We start from the raw sequence: 18,921 nt of genomic DNA, 5'->3' as shown, positions 1-18,921 counted from the left end.
AAAATTCTTTGCCGAAAGATCGCATTGCCATTGTCGGGACCTCTGTCCGGCTGCCGGGTGGTTGCCACAGCGCTGCGGATTTCTGGAACATTCTTCTGGAAGGTCGGGATCTGATCACCGAAGTCAGTGACGAACGCTGGAATACGGACGCCTATCACTACCCCGAGAAAGACATTCCCGGAAAGGCCTATACGAAATCAGCCGGCCAGATTGACAATATCTGGGACTTCGACGCCGGTTTCTTCAACATTTCCCCGCGGGAAGCGGCGCAAATGGACCCGCAGCAACGCCTGCTGCTGGAACTGAGCTGGGAAGCCTTTGAGGATGCGGGCATCAAGCCGTCCTCGATCCGGGGCAGCAATACAAGCGTCTATGTGGGCATTTCCTCGACGGAATTCGGCTCCTCCAAATTTGGCGACACGGCGACCGGCAACTCCTTCTTCATGCTCGGCACAACCATGAGCATTGCCTCGAACCGGTTGTCCTATTTCTATGACATTCATGGCTCCAGCATGTCGGTCGATACGGCCTGCTCGTCCTCGCTCTATGCCCTTGATCTGGCATGCCAGAAAATCCGGTCGGGCCAGTCTGACATGGCCATTTGCGGCGGCGTCAGTATCCTTCTGACACCGCAACCCTTCGTCGGTTTTTCTCAGGCCAACATGCTGTCCCCCGACGGGCGCTGCATGGCCTTTGACAGCCGCGGGAACGGCTATGTGCGCTCGGAAGGTGGCGGCATCCTGATCCTGAAACGGTTGGACAAGGCCCTTGAAGACGGCGACACCATCATGGCGGTGGTGGCCGGTGCCGGCACCAACTCTGACGGTCGGACCAACGGCATTTCCCTGCCAAGCTCCGAACATCAGGAACAGTTGCTGCGCTCTGTCTACAAGTCCGCCCATGTGGAACCCGGCGAGGTCGATTATATCGAAGCCCACGGCACCGGGACCGTGGTCGGTGATGCGGCAGAAGTCGGCGCAATCGGTCGTTTCTTCGGCGAACAGGCCAATCCGGAAAAGCCGCTTCTGATTGGCTCTGCCAAGACGAATGCGGGCCACCTTGAGGCTGGCTCCGGCATGATTGGCCTGATCAAGGCGGCGCTGGTGGTCAAAAACCGGATGGTCCCGCCCACCCTGCATGTCAAGGAACCCCGCAGCGACATCCCCTTTGCCGAATATGGCCTCAAGATTGCGACCGAAGGGGCCACCATCGGCCAGAATGGCAGCCCGGTCACCGTCGGCGTCAACTCCTTCGGTTTCGGCGGGGCAAACGGCCACGCCATCCTGCAAACAGCAGATACCGGCACCGCCGCCACGAAGCCGGCCCCGGTGACGGGGCAGGACGTTTCCGGTCACTTGCCGCCGCTGCTGCTCAGCGCCCGCTCGGATTTCTCCCTGAAGGCCTCTGCTCTTGAGTATGCCGAGCAACTGGCCGCCGCCAACATGGACACAGCGGCCTATCTGGAACTTGCCTCGTCCGCGCTTCACTACCGGGAGCAGTTCGAGGAGCGCATTGGCGTGCTTGGACAGGATGTTCAGGAAATTCACGACGCGCTTGTGAATTATGCCGATGAGGATTCCCCCTATGAAACCGCCATCAGCGGCCAAACCCACGAATTGAACAAGCCCATTGCCTATATTTTCTCAGGCAACGGCACGCAGTTTGTCGGTATGGCCCGCGAGCTTCTGACTGCAGCCCCCGTTTTTGCAGAGGTCATTGGCCGGATTGATGCCCTTGTCCAGCAGAAATCAGGCTGGTCCGTCATCGACAAGATCCAAAACGCCACCGAGGACGAGATTGCCGATACCATGATCGCCCAGCCGCTGATCATGACCGTGCAGATTGCCATCGTTGAATATCTTGCCAGCATGGGGATCAAGCCGGATGCCGTCTTTGGCCACAGTGTTGGTGAAATCGCTGCGGCCTATGCAAGCGGCGCCCTCACCCTTGAGCAGGCCGTCGATGTCATTCTGGCCCGAAGCGCCGCGCAGGCAAAGACCCGCGGCAAGGGCGGCATGGCCGCACTGGAAATGGATCAGGAAAGTGCGGAAGCGCTCATTCAGGAACTCAATCTGGATGTGGTCATCGCCGGGATCAACGGCCCGACCAGCATGACCCTGTCCGGGGATGACGAGGACCTGATTTCCCTCAAATCCTACTGCAAGCAACGCTCGATCCTCTATAAGAAGCTGGATCTGGAATACCCCTTCCACAGTCCGCACATGGACCCGATCGAGGCTGAAATTCGCCAAAGCCTGTCCGGCCTTACCCCGGCGGAAGCCAAAATCCCCTTCCTGTCCACAGTCAGCGGCGAGGAAACCGATGGCCAGACGCTGGATGCGGAATATTGGTGGCACAACATTCGCCAGCCGGTAAAATTCCGTCATGCCATTGAGGCCGCATGGGAAAAGGGCTGCCGTCTGTTCATTGAAATCGGCCCCAAAAGCATCCTGACAGGCTATGTCCGGAATACCTTGAAACAGGAAGCCGGCCAGTTCAGCGTGCTGGGCAGCCTGACCGGAAAGGACGACGCCCGCCGCGTTGCGGAACTGCCAACGCATGTATATGTGAACGGCGGCAAAATGGATTTCACGGCCCTGCTGCCAAAGGGCGCGAAGCCGGACACCCTTCCCCGTTATGTGTGGGACAAGCAAACCTATTTTCTTGAGCCGACCTCCGAAGCCAACTTCACCCTGAAAGGGAGCTGGGGAGGACCGCTTCTGGGTGAACGGTCAATCAGCGGCGCCCCCGAATGGAAACGGGACTTGGGCGCCCGGCAGCCCGGCTACCTGATCGACCATCAGGTGACAAACACCATTGTCTTCCCGGCTGCGGGCTTCCTTGAAATCGCCCTGTCCGCCTCTCGCGGACTTCATGGCGGCGATGCGCAGGTTGTGGAAAATCTTGAAATTCATGTCCCGCTTGTCCTTGAAGAGAAAACCCTTCGTTCCGTCCGCACCCGGGTGAGCGGAGAGGATGGCCGGTTTGACATCACCACCCGCCCCTACCTGAGCGACTCTCAAGGCATGACCAATGTGACGGGCAACCTTGGCGGTGCCCCCCTTGTAGAGGCAACCCCGAAGGCATGGGGCCAGACCACTGCCGGAGAAGCCAAAACCTCGTTCTCCGCAAGTGAACTCTATGCCTTTGTTCGCGGCCTTGGCCTGGATTATGGGCCAGCCTTCCAGGGCATCCGCGATATTTCATGCGATGGAGAGACTGTCGTCTCGCACATTGTCATTCCGGAATTCGTGGAATTCGGACCCGACGACTATCTTCTGCACCCAACCCTGACGGACAGTTGCCTGCAAAGCCTGTTTGTCCTGCTGCAGGACCACAGCGACATTCCGCAGGATGTGGTCTTCCTGCCGTCCGTCTTCGGAAAGGTCGCCGTGTATCAGGGCGGCGTGCGCGAAATTACCTGCCACGCCCGCATTTCCCGGATCAGCGCCCGGTCCATCATTGCCGATTTCCAACTGACCGGACCGGATGGGTCGATTGTCGCCATGCTGGAGGATTGCCGCTTCCGTCGTTTTGACAGCGCCTCCCGGGCGAAAACGCCAACCTTCTATCAGCAGGCCCTAGTCCCGGCCGATCCGTTTGGCGACACCGTCGCCCTGCCCCCGGCCGATGAGGTTGCCGCCCGTGTGCATGCAGCCAACGAAGGCCTTGCAGACGACAAGGCACTGTTCAAGGAAGAAGTCGTCCCGATTGTGGATGCCCTTGTAACCGCCTTCACCAGCGAGGCCCTTGTGACCCTCGGCGCCAATATGGAAGCCGGTTTTAGCGTCGAAGGTCTGGTTGCCAGCGGCGCTGTCAGCGAGGACCAGACCCGGTTCCTGACCTATCTTCTTGGCCTGATGGAAGAGGATGGGTTGCTTGTTCAGGCGGACGGGCTCTGGAAGCAGGCGGAAGACGCCGCGTTTTACGAACCCGCGCAGATCTGGCGCCTGCTGACAGCGGATCATTCGGAACTTCTGCCGGAACTGGTTCTGGCTGGCCGCACGGGCGATGCTCTTGCGGATATCCTGTCTGGCCGCAAGGACAGCGCCAGCCTGCCCTATCTGTCCGGGACAGCCATTCCCAAATATACCGTGGAAGGCTCTGTCCTGACGCAGGAAATGGATGAAACCGTCAATGCCGCCGTTCTGGATCTGGTTCAGCGCCATGAGGGGTCTGGCCGCCTTCGTATTCTGGAACTGGACGGCCCCAATGTTCTGGCAACCCATGCGCTTGTAAACGCCCTGCCGGAAGACCGTTTCACCTACACCTACACGGCCTCTGATGCGGATATCCTGCAACGGGCCAACACGGATCTTGCACCGGTCCATGGTGTTGACTGTGTGCGGATCACCGACACCGTCATTGAAGAGATCGAGGCCCTTGCCACTGCCAATGGATGCTTTGACATTCTGGTCTGCCGCAGCACCCCGTGGTCGCCGCCGGCGTTTGAAATTCTAACCGCCTTGTCAAAACGCATCTTGCGCAAGGGCGGCATGCTGGTTCTGGCCCAGAACAGCCGCGGGCGGATTGCCAACCTGATCGCCGGGGGCAACCCGGCATGGTGGGATCGCAGCCCGTCAGATGACAAGCCGTCACCGCTTCCGCTGTCTGAAAAGGCATGGGCCGGCAATCTGGAACAACAGGGCCATCTGGTGCCTCACTTCCTGTTGTCCGAACAGGAAAGTCGCCTTGAAAACGGCCTTGTGCTGCTGGGAACAAAAACCAGCCTTCCCGCCCTGCTGGACACCGATCCGGAGCAAACCGAGGCATCCCCGGATGCGCCCTCCAACGAATGCCTGCTGATCTTGCAGGATGATCAGGACACCGATCTGGCCATTGCCGAAGCGGTCCAGCGTCATTTCAACGCCCCGCAGGTTATTTTTGTCCAAACCGGTCCTGAACAGGCCTCGGCAGAGGGCAACCACCATGTGGTGGACATTGCCACGCCGGCCGGCTTTGCCGCCCTTGGCAAGACGCTTCTGGAAAAGGGCCTCAAGGTCACCCATATGGTGCATCTTGCGGGTCTGGCTGCCACTTCCGAAGCGGCTGCCCTTGAGGCTCAGGACGATCGCTGCACGGCTCTGGTTTCGCTGCTTCGCGGCTTTGAACAAACCATCCTGCCGCAAAAACCCCGCCTGACCATTGTCACCGCCGGAAGCCAGCCGTCACCGGACCTGCAGGCCCCGGTCACACCGGCACAGGCCCCCCTCTGGGGGCTGGGACGGGTTGTCGCCAACGAATATCCCGACCTTCAGACCCGACTGGTTGACCTGCCTGCCCTTGAGGGCCCGGCCGACACCGATGGGCTGGGTTCCCTGATTGCCCGTGAAATGACCGAGACAGGCACGGACAAGGAAGTGGTCTACCGAAACGGTGTGCGTCTTTCGACCCGTATTCGCCCGCTTGACCTGACAACCGGCGAGACAGAGGGCCATGACAATGTGGGCCTGTCCTTCAAGGCGCCCGGTGCCCTTGAAAATCTGGGCTGGTTCAAACGCCCCCGTCCGACCCCGAAGGCGGATGAGATTTGTATCGACATGCAGGCGACCGGCCTGAACTTCCGCGATGTGATGTGGGCCATGGGGATCCTGAAAGACGAAGCCGTTGAAAATGGCTATGCCGGGCCGACGCTTGGCATGGAAGGGGCCGGTGTTATCACCTCTGTCGGACAGGATGTCACCGACTTCCAGCCCGGCGACCGGGTCATGTGCTTTGCCTCTGACTGTTTCTCCGACACCATCGTCACCAAGACAACGGCCGTCGCGAAAATACCGGATGAGATCAGCTTTGAAGAAGCGGCCACCATCCCCAGTGTGTTTTTCACCATCTATTATGCCCTGGATTATCTGGCACGGCTGCAACCCGGCGAGCGGGTTCTGATCCACGGTGCCGCGGGCGGTGTCGGGCTTGCAGCCCTGCAATATTGCCAGCATATCGGGGCTGAAATCTATGTGACCGCAGGGTCCGATGAAAAACGGAACTTCCTGAAACTGCTGGGCTGTGAAAACATTCTGGATTCCCGGTCCCTTGAATATGCCGACCGGGTCATGGAACTGACAAACGGGGAAGGCGTTGACGTTGTTCTCAACTCCCTGTCCGGTCAGGCCATCACCAAGAACCTGGCCATTCTTCGGCCGTTCGGGCGTTTTCTGGAACTGGGCAAGCGGGACTTCTATGCCGACAGCAAGATCGGCCTGCGTCCGTTCCGCAACAATATCACCTATTACGGCATCGATGCCGACCAGTTGCTGATTGAAAAGCCAGCCCTGTCCGCCCGCCTGTTCAAGGACATGATGGTCCTGTTCGAACAGGGTGTCTTCAAGCCGCTGGTCCATTATGTGTTCCGGCCTTCCCAGATCGAGGAAGCCTTCCGGACCATGCAGCAAAGCCGCCATATCGGCAAGATTGTGGTCTCGATGGCCGACAAGGCAAACCGGCGCATTACCGCCGCGCCCAAGCCTCAGGAACAGCCTCGCCTGTCAGACGGCTGTTGTGTGGTGACCGGCGGCCTTGGCGGGTTTGGCCTTGCCTCTGCCGATTGGCTGTCACGAGATCGGTTCTCCCACTTTGCCCTGATGGGCCGAAGCGGCGTCAAGACCGAACAGGATCAGGCCGTTATTGACGGCATGATCGCCCGCGGCGTCAGGGTGGAAATTATCAAGGCGGACGTGACCGACCGGGCGGCCCTGCAAGCGGCACTGGACGCCCTTCGCGCAGACGGTACCCGGATCACCGGCGTCCTACACTGTGCCATGGTTCTTGACGACGGGTTGATCATGAATGTGGAGGCAGACCGCCTTCAGAACGTGTTGTCCCCGAAGATCACCGGGGCGTGGAACCTGCATGAACTGACGGCAAACGATCCGCTGGAAATGTTCGCCCTCTATTCATCGGCCACCACCTATATCGGCAACCCCGGTCAGGCAAGTTATGTTGCGGGGAACAGCTACCTTGAGGCCCTTGCAGCCTACCGCCAGCGCCTTGGCCTGCCGGCAACCGCCCTCGCATGGGGGGCGATCAATGATGTGGGTGTTCTGGCCGCCAACGAGGACGTAAAGGATATTCTGGTCAAGCGGACAGGCCTGAAAGCCATGAATGCGGACACCGCCCTTTCCGGCCTTGGCCTCGCCCTCGACAACGCACAGACCAACGCGGCTGTCCTGCAACTGAACTGGGGCAGCATCACCAACGGCTTCCCAAGCGGTCAATCCGCCCGCTATGACGATATCCGCCACCTGTCCAGTGAAGACGCTGGCGGCGGCGATGCCGACGACCTGCTGGCGGAACTGATGTCCCTGCCTGCGGATGAGGCCCGCGCCATGATCCAGTCCGTGATCGTCAACCAGATTTCCGCAATTACCGGAACTGCAGCCGAAAAGATCGCGCCGCAGCAGTCCCTGTTCGATCTGGGGATTGACAGCCTGATGACACTGGAACTGACCATGGAACTGGAACGCAAGCTGGGTGTGGAACTGTCCTCCATGAGCGTTCTTGGCGGCGGTAACATTACCGACCTCTCCGAGAATATTGCCAAGCTCATCCTTGGCGAGGAAGAAGAGGCCGCCTTGACTTCTGACCACAACCTTGAAAGTGTAATGGCGCAACACGGCCTGTCCGGGGAAGCTGACGTTTTGAAGGATGTTATGGAAGAAGTATCTGGCGTTGGTCGCTCCGACACACAACCTTCTTCCTGATGGGAAATGACACGTATGAGTGAAAAAAAGACTGCACCCTTTGGCCTGTCGAAAGAAGACAAGAAAAGCCTTCTTGCCAACTTGCGGGCCAGAAAGAAAACAGTCAAATCCGATGACGGTCAGGATGTTGTGAATGCGGTTATTCCCTCGACCTATTACAAGTTCGAGGAATTTCCCGAGTATCAGAAACTTCATCTGCACAAGGTGATTGCGGAAAAGGCGAAGATTGAAAATCCATTCTTTCGCCTGCAGGAAGGCATTGCCAACAGCACGGTTACCATCGGCAATCATTCCCTGATCAATTTCGCCAACTACAACTATCTCGGCCTGAACGGTCACCCGGAAGTCAGTCAGGCGGCCCATGACGCCATTGATGAATATGGTACCTCCGTATCGGCCAGCCGCATCGTCGCCGGTGAGCGTAAAATCCATCTTGAACTGGAACGGAAGCTGGCCGAAGTCTATGACGTGGATGACGCCGTGGTCATGGTCAGTGGCTATGCCACCAACCTGACCGTGATCGGCAACCTGCTTGGGTCCAAGGACCTGATCCTGTACGACAATTTCTCGCACAACAGCATCCTGCAGGGCACGCAGCTTTCCTCGGCCAAGCGGCGCATGTTCCCCCATAACGACATGAACATGCTGGACCAGATCCTGAAAGACATCCGGCACCAGTATGAACGCTGCCTGATCGTGGTTGAAGGGGTTTACAGCATGGACGGGGACGCCGCCCCGCTCGACAAGCTGGTAGAGATCAAGAAACGCCACAAATGCCTTCTGATGGTGGACGAGGCCCACGGGCTCGGCGTCCTTGGTGCCACAGGGCGCGGAAGCGGCGAACATTTCGGGGTCACCGGTCGGGACGTGGATATCTGGATGGGCACCCTCAGCAAGACAAGCGCCGGTTGCGGCGGCTATATTGCCGGGTCAAACGCCCTGATCGAATATCTGAAATTCTCTGCTCCGGGCTTTGTCTACAGCGTAGGGATGCCCCCGCCAGTGGCCGCAGCCGCTCTTGCCAGCCTGAATGTCATGCTGCGCGAGCCCGAGCGGATCAAGCGCTTCCGGGACAATGCAAACCTTTTCATCCGCCTTGCCAAAGAGGCCGGCCTCAATACCGGCGTCAGTCAGGGGCACGCGGTTGTTCCCATCATTATCGGCAATTCAGTCAAGGCCGGACAGCTTTCTTCCCGCCTGTTTGATGCCGGGGTCTATGCCCCGCCGATCATCTATCCGGCTGTCCCGGAGGAAAGCGCCCGTCTTCGCTTCTTCCTGTCCAGCGAACATACGCCGGATCAAATTCGCGAAGCGGTCCAGAAAACCAAGGAATGCTGGGATAAGCTAAAAAGCTAGGTCCTGCACCACAGATAGCGGGACAGGACAGCACAAGCGCATGGGAGGGGCGACACGCCCCCTCAGTACAGTTTCATGGGTTCTGTAATGGCCAGTTCCCGCCCCAGCACAAAGCGCTCCCCGGCCCGCTCTGCGGCCCTGAGATACACCACCAGAACATAGCGGCGACGGCCTGTATGATCCTGCCACCCCTTATGGGCAAGGGACTGACAGGACAGGATCGCCGTACCCTTGTCCCCCAGTACCGAGAACGACTCGCCATCCTTGTACAGATATCGCATATCGTCCGAGGTTGAGTTGCCTGTCACAAGGTTGAGGAACAGGTTGGCCCATTTTCGCCAGATATGCCGGTGGCTGGCCGGGATGACCGTATAGGGCCCATCCGCCATTTCCTTCACATCCGACAGATAAACGAACAGTTTGTAATTGATGCCGTATCCGTCCACATGGAAGGGACGCTTTGTTTCCGTATCCGGCATGTCCAGTTGAACCGTATAACTGGCCACACACAGGTCCAGGCCCAGTTGCTCCCTGAAGGCTTCCAGAATGCGGGCCTCACAGGTTTCCTTCAGGGCCGGGTTGATACCCTGATAGTTCATCAACTGAAACACGTTCTTGTCGAACTGGCTGATCGCAGAATGCTTGCGACTGACGATATAGGCATCGGTTTCGGGGGCGGGCAGCCTTTCCTGAAAGGCCTGATCGAAATCCACAACAATGCGGTCGCATTCCTCGGGCGAGAAAAAGGCCTGCCGAATATCGAACCCCTTGTCATACAGGGGCGTGCCCTTTTGGGTCCGGGACAGGAAAAACGGGAACTGGAACAACTGCTGCATTGCCCGGAAAAACCGGACAATCCGGTATTCTTTATAAAGAGTGTCCAGAGTTTTCTTCATCAATCCCGCCCCACCACAGGTAATCGAAACGCAGCCCCGCCTACGCAGAGCGTGAGGTGGCGGCAACCTGTTCTGTCTCCTGCGATTTTGGCAGATTGTCAGAACGCTCGTTCAGCGCCACATCCAACAGCAGGCGGCTGAGAGTATCGGCACTGGTATCCAATTGCTTGGACCGTTTGCCCCGGGTTGTCCAGATAAAATAATCCGTCCGCGGATCATCATAGCCCACCTGAGAGAACGCATTTTGAAGATTGGGCATATGATCCCCATAGAGACAGAAAACAGCCGGCTCGTCCCGCTCTTTCAGATAGCCGGACACCTCCTTCATCATCTGGTCACTATTGCGCATATGGGCGATGTAATGGTTCAGGGAAAAACACCCAAGGGGCCAGTTTTCCTCCTTCATGCTGTCCCCATCCACAGCTTTCAGGCGGTCCACCGGCCAGGCGCCGTGGTTCTCCATGGTGATGGCGAAAACAAAGACCGGCTTCTCGCTATCCTCTACCACCTGAATGATCCGCTGCCCCAGCGCCACATCGCTGACATAGGGTCCATAGAAGGCATCGGAATCGAACTCGTTCATATCGATGAAATGATCAAAGCCCAGATTGGGGAACACATTCTTCCGGTTGAAGAAGGTCGCCGGGAACGGGTGAACACAGACCGTGGTATATCCAAGCGCCTTCAGGTTATGGGCAAGGGTCCAGAAGGGCTTGCTGCCAAGCTGAAGATAGGGATTGAACTTGTGGTGCCCCAGCGCGTCTTCCGGCAGGCCGCTCAGGAAGGCAAACTCCGTCCGCATGGTATAGGCGCCCCATGCCGGGACCGTCAGTCGGCCATGGAAGGCCGCGGTGCTGACAATGCTGTCATAATTCTCAAGGATATTTTCATCCAGTCCGGATTGAAGATACCGCACGTCAAAGAACGACTCGGCCTGAACCGCGATGATATCGGGAAGGCGCCCGCCTCTGGCCCGTTCCGGGTTCTGGAAAATTGTCTGGAAGTCTTCGGCTTTCGCCCCGTCGGCCTGTTTCGTTTTTGACCGCCCTGCCCGATTTGCCGGAACCTTGTCCATGCCGGACAGGAAGAAATAGAAAATCAGGCACACTACCAACCCAAGCTGGGTTACGTTCTGGGTCACATCCGCCGTTGGCCCGAACCCCAGCAGGATTTTCCGGAAAGGCTTCTGCAAGGGGCCATAGATGATGGCATAGATCGCCCCCAGCAAGATGGTAAAAAACAGTCCTGCGGGCAGATAATCCGCCATGACCGCCCGCTCAATGATCGGCGGTTCATACCGAAAGGACGCATAAACCGCCAGCACGGCCAACGCCACGATCCCCAGCAGTTTCCGCATATCAATATATTTCACATACAGATGCGGATGCCGGATAACCTCTCTAAACAGGTGAAAGTCACTATAGACAAGCGGTTCTTTCACCGCCTTCACCTTGGCATTGTTAAGAACCACAATGACCGCATAGGTGCCAACGGAAAACAGCAAGGAAAAGATGGGCCGGTAGGTCAGCATCAGGATGCTGGAGTAATAGACAAGCGGCGGGGTAACCGAAAAGAAGGTAAAGACGCCGCCCCGGTTTCCACGGGTACGCTTTGGCAAGACAACCAGATCCAGAAGCCAGATCATCGCCAAAAGACTAATCGCGGATCCCAATACCAGCCACATATACCCTCCGGATAAAAATAAAAGTGCCTGCCAAGTAGCATAAGCCTTTGCTCAAGGCAAGTTTACAGATCCCCAAAACCCCTTGCAATCCGCGCATTTTACGTAAATTCTCGCCAAAACTCCACACCATTAACAAGAATATTGAATGCGTCAATCAGGCAATGGTGTCGCTGCGTTCTTGTCAGCATCCTCGGCCACCTGATAGTCAAAGGCGGGAACAAAAATATTCTGCCCCCATAGCGGCAACATGGCGAGGATCCGAACCCCCGTCCATAACAGCCACGGAAAACCGATCTGGGTGCGTCTCTGCTCAACCGCCCGGACAATCAGCGCAGCCGCCTGTTCTGCGGTTTTGGTAAACGGCTTGGCTGTCACAATCCGGTCACTCATCGGGGTTTTCACATATCCCGGATAAACGATGGTCAGGTCAATCCCGAACGGGCGCAGCGCCCGCTGCATGCTTTGGCAATATATCCGAAGGCCCGCCTTGCTGGCACAATAGGCCGGGGACCCCTTGAACCCCACATAAGACGCCAGCGAACTGATCACGGCAATCCGCCCGCCCCCGTTTTTCCGGAAAATATCACTGGCTGCCGAAACGGTATGGATGGCGCCGGTCAGATTGATATCGAGAAGGGTTTGAATATCCTCGATCTTTTCCGTGGCCTCACCTTCGGCAACGCCGTTTGTCACCCCTGCGTTGGCAAAGACAATATCAAGGGGCGTCCGGTCATTGACCGCCCGAAGCCACTGCTCAACCGCCCCGTAGTCCCGCACATCCACGGCAACGGTCTCTACCGTCGCGCCCTTCTTGCGGCAGGCCTCCGCGATGGTCTCCAGTTTGGCAGTATTTCGCGCAACCAGCGCCAGAACAGCGCCCGGCTTGGCATACTGAAGGGCCAACGCCTTTCCAATACCGCTGCTGGCGCCCGTAATTGCAACGACACTCTCAGTCATGGGAAATCAGATCAGCCAAGTTCATGTTTCATCAGGATCATGCCACCGTCATGGGGCAGGCGATCATGACGATCGATGCGGATATCGGTCACCGGCTTGAAACCGTTCTTCTGATACAGATCGAAGGCGCGTTCATTGTCTCGCCACACATGCAGGGAAACAGAGTCAAACCCTTCATCCTGCGCAATCTCATAGGCAAGGTCCAACAGCGCCCGTCCGGCCCCCTGCCCCTGCAGGCTGTCATCCACGGACAGGGCATGGACATAATAGCTGTTCTCAAGGCGGTGGGTGTAAAGCTCCCTCACATGGTCCAGACGTTCCCGGTCCACGAACATCTCCATCTGCTTGGAAATGTTAAACTCATCAAAGGAATAGGCCAGCAAAAGCCCCTTCGGGCCGTTCTCCGTATCCACGACAAGGGCGTTCTTGTAGGACATGGCCTCATCCCCTTCGGTGGCATTGATGGCCAAAAGCTGCTCCGGCACCACATCGGGAATGATATCAGCCAGCAAAAACTCCATCAGCCCCCCGCCTGCACGGCAAAGATGATCAGCAATAAAGGAGGCATCACTTGGCACTGCCAGTCGGATTTCAAAGGTCACGGCATTTTCCTATCTTTTGGCACAGGTCCTTTTCCACAAGGGTACAGGCTGAACTCGTAAAACAAAACAGGAAAAGTTCTCCGCCTGCCGTGGCAACGCGGGGACAAGGCAGATAGCGCCCGTCCCCAGCCGCATGTTCTATCTACAGGTTTAATCCGCCCGCAGGACCACAGCAGCCGACAAGGCCACCCGGTAGGTGATTTCCACCAGATCCTTGAACATGGCGAACAGCTTGGTATCAATCCTTGGCAGCACCAGAATCTGGTCGCCCTTCATGATTTTCTTGCTGCCGTCATGAACCGACCCGTCCAGCCGGACAATCACAAGCCTGTCGTCATCGCCCCGGTTGCTCAGGCCACCTGACGCCTCGATATAGTCAGCCGATGAATACTCTTCCCGCCACAAGATGGTTTGCGGAACCTTCACTTCACCACTGATGAAGACAACATCCGTTTTCTCCGGAATGACAATCTCGTCCCCGTCCTCAACATGGGTGCCGGACCAATCAACCCCGGACAGGACCACACGCCCTTCGGGCTCGACCGCCCGCGCCTGCTGCACAAACCGATCAATCAGTTGCGCTTCCTGCACACGGATCTGGGAGGCACTGGTGCTGGAGGAAGAACCGGTCAGGACCGACCGCTGCAATTCATAAAGTGACTTTTCAATGGCCCGCTTCTGACGCTCTGCGACCGACGGGCGGCGGATATAGATCGCTCCCAACTCATGGGTCAGCGGATCGGTTTTGATCAGGTTGGCAATCTGGCCAAGGGTTGCGGACCTTGAAACGGTCAAGGTTGAGGCCCCTTCCGTATTGCCGCTCACCTTGACGGTAATCTCGTCAGAGGTCTGATCGCTTTCCACAAACAACTGGTCGCCTGCTGCCAAGCGGGACCTTTGTGCCTGATCCATCGTGATGAACTGGCTGATCGCCTTGTCCCCCCGCACACCTTTCAGCAGGACGTGGCTTGCGGTTCCCTTCGGGTTGGCAATCCGCAACACATCCGCCCCGGAATAGGTCCGCGGATCGATTTCAAACTTGTAGCTGTTCTTCACCTCACCGGAGACACTGACCGTTGGAAGCTGCGCGCCCACTACAATGGTGTCCTTGTCTTCAAACTGGACATCCGCCAGGTCACCATTGACGAGGAAGTTATACAGGTCGACCGAGGCAAGGGTTTCCCCTTTTCGCCGCACCAGAATGGACCGATAGCTGCCCTGCTCGGGGTCAACGCCGCCTGCCCGGGACAGATAATAAAGAATACTGTCTGACTTCGCGCCCGGATAACGGCCCGGGTATTTTACCGCGCCCGTGACAAAAACACCGATCGGCTGCGTTCCCAGCAGGTTTGTATAGACCTTCACATTGTCCGTGAAGACGCGGGACACGCTTTTCCCGACGATTGAATTCAGCTGGGAATTTCGGGATCCCTCCACATAGATGGGACCGACCTCGGGAATGAAGATATTGCCCTGTACGTCCACGGACAGGACATTTTCATACACCCGCGCGCCCCACATCTTGACCACGATCCGGTCCCCCGGAGAAATGGCATAGTCGGAATTCACGGACAGGCTTTGATCGACAAAATTTGATTTGGCGAACAACTGGTGACCAAACGGGAAAATTTCAGCCTCTTCCAGAACGGGCGAGACCTGACCGTAAGGCGTGGTGGTTTCCTCCGGGTTGGGCAAGGCAGGATTGCGAACAATATCCGACTGTCCGCCGTTCACCTCTCCGTCCGTCGGGATAACCGGCACCATATGGCTCTGGCTGGCGGGCATGTCCGAAGCAAAAGGATTATCGACCGTGGCAGCGTTCGAGGTTGTCTGGGCCAGCGCGCCGCTCATCAGAAGTGCCGAGCACATCCCTGCTCCAAGGGCCAGCTTCATACCACGCGCCAGTCCTGTCAAATTCTCAGAAATTCCAAACACTGATTATTTCCCCACCTTCAAGACCGTTTTCCAGGATGCATTGGAAAAGCATACCGCATTGGAGGTTGCCAGACCGTTGGCATCCTTCACCACAATACTGCGGCATTTTTCGTTGGCCGCCGAGATGTAATCCCGCCCAACGAACACCTCAACGCCTTGCCCTTCCGGCAAGGTGACATTCCCGGATGTACCGGGCGGCGAATTAATGGCGAAATGGGCAACCGGGTCGGCATAGGGCCGGCCCGCCGTATCAAGAGGCGCCTTGGCCACAGGTGCATTTCCTGGCGCCTGCCCGGCAATCCCCCCACAGGCCGCCGTCTGCAACACGACAAACACCACCACTAGTTTCTTCCACATACAGCCGCCTCAAATATCTTGCTATCTAATCCACACGGTATTGAGCCTTTTTATACCATCGGCACACCACCCAACAACCACTTTCCTGACCACGCTTAACACGAGCACCCTTCTAACCTTTACCCTGAGAACAGGAAAACCATAAAAACCTTAAGTTTAATTAGTCCTCATCCCTCTCCCCCTCTCGCCAAGAAAGCGTCTAGCGTGCAAAACACCATAAGATTTTTTGGTTGTTTTCCAATAAACCTCCCCCTACGCGAAAAAGTACAACCGAACAATTTTTTCTAATTTCAACAATTACTTTGTATAAAATCTATTACTTTATGGAAAAAGTTAATTTTCCCTCCATAAGCAAGGACGACCGCAGGTAAATCAAATGAACAAAACCCCCGCTATTTCTGTCATCGTTCCTTGTTACAACGCTTCTGAAACGATTACCCGGTGCCTACAGAGCCTGTGTCAGCAGACATACCGGAACCTTCAAATCATTGTGGTTGATGATTGCTCGGCGGATAGGTCTCGCGCAGTCGTTCAGCAATTTGCAGAGCAGGACGACCGCATTACCCTGCTGGCCAATTCAACAAACCTTGGGGTCGCGGATACCAAAAACATTGGTCTGCAAAACGCAACCGGTGCTTTCGTCGGTTTTCTGGATTCCGATGACTGGCTTGCCCCTGATTTTCTCGAAAATCTGCTCACCCAGGCTTTGGAACTGGACGTTGATTTTGTTCGCTGCGACCACACACGGGTCACAGGGACAGTGGAAACGGTGTCGAAGGCCCCGCAAGGCGCGCGCAACATCCGCCTGAACCCGCGGGACAGTGTGGGCCCGGCGCGGCGGAAGACCATGATCGACTACCCGTATGCGGGGGCCGGGTTGATCCGGAAGCGGCTTCTGGACAGCCAGGGCATTCTTTTTCAGGAGGGGCTTCGCTCTGCCGAAGACAGGCTGTTTTTCTTGCGTCTGTTCTGCGAAGCGGAAAGTTATTGTGTCTCGTCCGAGGCGGGATATTTCTACAGAAAAGATATTGAAAGCTCGCTGACGACCAACGGAAATGAAAGCCAGCTTGACGTTTTCAAGGCCCTTCACGCCATGTCGGACTATGTATCCGAACGGAAGGAAAGTACGGAAATCCGCGAAAAAGTGTTGGAAATGTCCCTCGCCCTCACAACCTTTCACTATTCATCGCGAAAACGCCTTCAAGAAACCGTCCGAAAGAAACTTTTTACAGAAATCGTAAAATTCTTGCGCGCATCCGATCCGGCCCTTCTGGCAACCGTGACGGGAAGATGGAGCCTCAAGAAAAAGCTGCGGCTGAAAACCCTTTCCCTGCACGCAACAATCCGGGACAGACTAGCGCCCAAACCATGATTTGATAGCCTTGAAAATTCCTTCGCCCCGCGTCCCTCGGGCGGCTTTTCGGGCGGCAAGCTGAAGCTCCGCCTCTTCTTTCCGGCTGAGGAGGGTGACAGCGTATTCTGCGGCTTTCTTTCCGCGCATCTCCCCTTCGAGATCAGGCTTCATAATCGCCTCTGTCAGGGAGCGGGACAGGCCTTTGTCAATTTGGCGCATCTGCCGAAGCGTGACCCCGATCTCGTCCCGCACATTCTCCAACAACCCGTCCTTATTCCGCTCCATGGTGCCCCCATCCCCTTGGGACTTCCTGAATGATTTCAGGGACAATTTTCCGCTCCCGGTTGAGGCTTTCCTGCGTCACCTTCCAGGTATGCTCCTCCGCCGATTTTTTACGGAAAATCGTATAATTGAAATTATCGGACAAGACCATCCTCGCATCCGGCGCTCTCTTTCTCAAGCGTTCAAGAAAGGCGGTATCCGCAGAGGAAAGGCTCGTATCCGGGAAGCCAATTTCTTCAATCAACTGCTTTCTCATGCCAAAGGTTGCGCCGCTGGGATGGCCCCGCTTGTTGGAAAGATCAGCCGCCATATAGAACCGGTGGACCCGCCCCGGATTGGTCATCCGCCGGACATAAACGGTGGGGTCATCCTCGAAATTCACAAAAGAGCCGAATTTCCCGATAATTGCAAAATCTTCGATTTCACAATACCGCATCATGTCTTCCAGATAGGTTTCACCGTAGAAATCATCATCATCAAACCGGAAGATATACTCTCCCCGGCAATGCTTGGCCGCCAGGTTCAGCGCACTAGACGCAAAATAGTCAGACGGCATGAAACAGACGGAAATATCCGGATGATCCAAAAAGCGTGACTGCAGGCGGTCGAAATAGTCCCGCTCCCCATTGACCACGATCACCAGTTCCTTGTTCGGATAGGTCTGGCAATGGAAGTTCGCCAATATCTGCTCTGTGTGTCCGGGGCGCATGGTTGGTGTAATAATCGACACCTTTGGTGCCCCCTCATCGGTCAAACCAAGACCAATCGCATCGCAGATAGAGTGGAACCGATGCCTGTAGGTATTCTCCCGGAAGTTTTCCCGCCATGCCCGCAAGCGTTCCTGCTCCACCGCCAGAGCCCTCTCCTGCCCGGCGGTCAAATGCTCCCGAAAGGTCTCTTCATCCTGAAAGCGAAACACGTGGTCCGCCTCAAATGGCATTTTTCCATCTGGATCATAAAAAACCGTTTCACAGAATGCTGCGGCATTTTCAACGGCCTGCCATCGCAACTCGGTCTCGGTTACCTTGCCCCACGGACTTGAGATAGCCATGCAGGCATATTTGATGACTTCCGCCTGCATGCGATGGCTGACCCGCCCCTGAAACTGAACAGATGGCAAATCCCCATGGTAATTGCTGAAATAGTTGACGGGCGGTGTATGGGTTCTCTCGAAACAGGTGATATTCAGCTCGGAAAGGCCCGATAGAGCCGTTTTCAGACCGGAATTGCCATCCAGATTTTTTCCGCCGGAGATCACAATTGGTGCAATCTCGCCCTTTTTCTCGCCGAGGGGTTTGAGGGGATTATGAATTCTGGGCTGAAAAGCCGGTGCCAGATACCCGCTCTGCCCTCCGAGCCCGGAAACCCGTTCCAGAAGACGAGGGTCGGAAACGAACACAAAGTCGAACAACGCTGCCGCGTTCTGGAATATCTCCCAATACTGGGCATCGCTGGTGAACCAGAAAACCGTCGGGATGGAGGCCGCCTTGGCCCTCGCAATCAGGGTAAGAAACTCGTCCGACGGGGTGTGGGACAAGGCGTGCCGCCAGTCATGCAAATTGGAAAACAGGACCGACTCGACAAGAAGGAAGGCCGGGTCAACCTCCTCCAGAATGCTTTGCCAGTTCCCCTCAATGAGGGGGAACAGACTGGCCTCCCATTTCAAACCGTTATACAGGCGATCCGAAAGGATGGAGAGGACGCTCACCGCGTCATTGGCCGCCAGCGCAGACACAAATGGCTCCACCCCCGGAACCCAGACATCCACTTCCTCTACCGGTTTTGTCATGCGCTGCGGCAT

11 protein-coding genes are annotated in these 18,921 nt (G+C 56.6%); 3 read left to right on the top strand and 8 right to left on the bottom strand.

Features of this window, described 5'->3' with window-relative positions:
• The first annotated feature begins 8 nt into the window (after positions 1 to 8).
• Together FQB27_RS05040 and FQB27_RS05035 are read left to right on the top strand one after the other, a co-directional pair.
• On the top strand, positions 9 to 7,697 hold the full coding sequence (locus tag FQB27_RS05040; protein WP_169559747.1) for a type I polyketide synthase: 7,689 nt from the start codon (positions 9 to 11) through the stop codon (positions 7,695 to 7,697).
• A 15-nt stretch (positions 7,698 to 7,712) separates the two neighbouring features.
• A complete protein-coding gene (locus FQB27_RS05035; RefSeq protein WP_206374320.1) occupies positions 7,713 to 9,053 on the top strand; it encodes an aminotransferase class I/II-fold pyridoxal phosphate-dependent enzyme in 1,341 nt (446 codons plus the stop codon).
• Positions 9,054 to 9,115: 62 nt separating this feature from the next.
• Here the strand turns inward: FQB27_RS05035 and FQB27_RS05030 are convergent, their stop codons facing one another.
• The 6 genes from FQB27_RS05030 to FQB27_RS05005 form a co-directional block, all read right to left on the bottom strand.
• Positions 9,116 to 9,949, bottom strand: a complete 834-nt coding sequence (locus FQB27_RS05030) for a phytanoyl-CoA dioxygenase family protein (RefSeq protein ID WP_169559745.1) — start codon at positions 9,947 to 9,949, stop codon at positions 9,116 to 9,118.
• A gap of 40 nt (positions 9,950 to 9,989) precedes the next feature.
• Entirely contained in the window at positions 9,990 to 11,633 is a 1,644-nt protein-coding gene (locus FQB27_RS05025) for an LTA synthase family protein (protein WP_169559744.1), read from the bottom strand.
• A gap of 150 nt (positions 11,634 to 11,783) precedes the next feature.
• The gene (locus FQB27_RS05020) at positions 11,784 to 12,590 is read right to left on the bottom strand and encodes an SDR family NAD(P)-dependent oxidoreductase (RefSeq protein ID WP_169559743.1); all 807 of its coding nucleotides are present in this window, start codon (positions 12,588 to 12,590) and stop codon (positions 11,784 to 11,786) included.
• A gap of 11 nt (positions 12,591 to 12,601) precedes the next feature.
• The gene (locus FQB27_RS16875; RefSeq protein WP_169559742.1) at positions 12,602 to 13,192 is read right to left on the bottom strand and encodes a GNAT family N-acetyltransferase; all 591 of its coding nucleotides are present in this window, start codon (positions 13,190 to 13,192) and stop codon (positions 12,602 to 12,604) included.
• Positions 13,193 to 13,342: 150 nt separating this feature from the next.
• Positions 13,343 to 15,127 (bottom strand): polysaccharide biosynthesis/export family protein, encoded by a 1,785-nt coding sequence (locus tag FQB27_RS05010; RefSeq protein ID WP_169559741.1) that lies wholly within the window; start codon positions 15,125 to 15,127, stop codon positions 13,343 to 13,345.
• A gap of 3 nt (positions 15,128 to 15,130) precedes the next feature.
• Positions 15,131 to 15,484 carry a DVU3141 family protein gene (locus tag FQB27_RS05005; protein ID WP_169559740.1) on the bottom strand — a complete coding sequence of 118 codons (354 nt, stop codon included), beginning with the start codon at positions 15,482 to 15,484 and terminating at the stop codon, positions 15,131 to 15,133.
• A 376-nt stretch (positions 15,485 to 15,860) separates the two neighbouring features.
• Between FQB27_RS05005 and FQB27_RS05000 the strand changes: the two genes are divergently transcribed.
• Entirely contained in the window at positions 15,861 to 16,856 is a 996-nt protein-coding gene (locus tag FQB27_RS05000; protein ID WP_169559739.1) for a glycosyltransferase family 2 protein, read from the top strand.
• Here FQB27_RS05000 and FQB27_RS04995 read toward each other — a convergent pair.
• Entirely contained in the window at positions 16,839 to 17,123 is a 285-nt protein-coding gene (locus tag FQB27_RS04995; protein ID WP_169559738.1) for a hypothetical protein, read from the bottom strand. The two genes, FQB27_RS05000 and FQB27_RS04995, sit on opposite strands and share 18 nt — an antisense overlap.
• Entirely contained in the window at positions 17,110 to 18,909 is a 1,800-nt protein-coding gene (locus tag FQB27_RS04990) for a glycosyltransferase family 2 protein (RefSeq protein WP_169559737.1), read from the bottom strand. Before FQB27_RS04990 ends, FQB27_RS04995 begins: the two co-directional genes overlap by 14 nt.
• Positions 18,910 to 18,921: the final 12 nt, after the last annotated feature.

Origin of the sequence: Sneathiella chinensis (genome assembly GCF_012720115.1) — a bacterium.
GTDB classification, from domain to species: Bacteria; Pseudomonadota; Alphaproteobacteria; order Sneathiellales; family Sneathiellaceae; genus Sneathiella; species Sneathiella chinensis.
The sequence above is the reverse complement of the archived record's forward strand: the minus strand, read 5'-3'. Positions and strand labels throughout refer to the sequence as shown.